The 771-nt window shown below is 44.9% G+C and carries 1 pseudogene; it reads right to left on the reverse strand.

From position 1 onward, the window contains the following. Nucleotides 1–771, reverse strand: a pseudogene (locus FAY32_RS14740) (hypothetical protein); the annotation flags it as partial.

Below are 771 nucleotides of genomic sequence, written 5' to 3' on the forward strand. Positions count from 1 at the left end.
AATTCTAGAAAGCGAGTCCGCTTCAACCAGTGAGTCAGAAAGTGAGTACCTCTCAGAGAGCGAATCTGTATCTGAATCCGAATCTACTTTAGTCAGTGAATCAGAGTCTGTTTCGACAGCTGAGAGTGAATCAACTTCGATTCTCGAAAGCGAATCAGTTTCAACTAGTGAGTCGGAGAGCGAGTACCTTTCTGAAAGTGAATCAACATCTGAATCCGAATCTACTTTAGTCAGTGAATCAGAGTCTGTTTCCACGGCAGAGAGTGAATCGACTTCGATTCTAGAAAGCGAGTCCGCTTCAACCAGTGAGTCAGAAAGTGAGTACCTCTCAGAGAGTGAATCAACGTCTGAGTCCGAATCTATCTCTATGGCCGAAAGTGAGTCAACGTCAATTCTCGAAAGTGAGTCTGCTTCGACGAGTGAGTCAGAAAGAGAATATCTTTCAGAGAGCGAGTCCACATCTGAATCAGAATCTATTTTGGTTAGCGAATCAGAGTCTGTTTCGACAGCGGAAAGTGAGTCGACATCAATTCTAGAAAGCGAGTCAGCTTCAGCCAGTGAATCGGAAAGTGAGTACTTATCAGAGAGCGAATCCATATCTGAGTCCGAATCCACTTTGGCAAGCGAATCTGAGTCCGTTTCGGCAGCGGAAAGCGAATCAACTTCGGTCCTCGAAAGCGAATCAGTTTCAACTAGTGAGTCTGAGAGCGAGTACCTTTCTGAAAGTGAATCCACATCTGAGTCCGAATCTACTTTAGTCAGTGAATCCGA

The sequence above is a fragment of the Levilactobacillus enshiensis genome (genome assembly GCF_007115095.1).
Taxonomy (GTDB): Bacteria; Bacillota; Bacilli; order Lactobacillales; family Lactobacillaceae; genus Levilactobacillus; species Levilactobacillus enshiensis.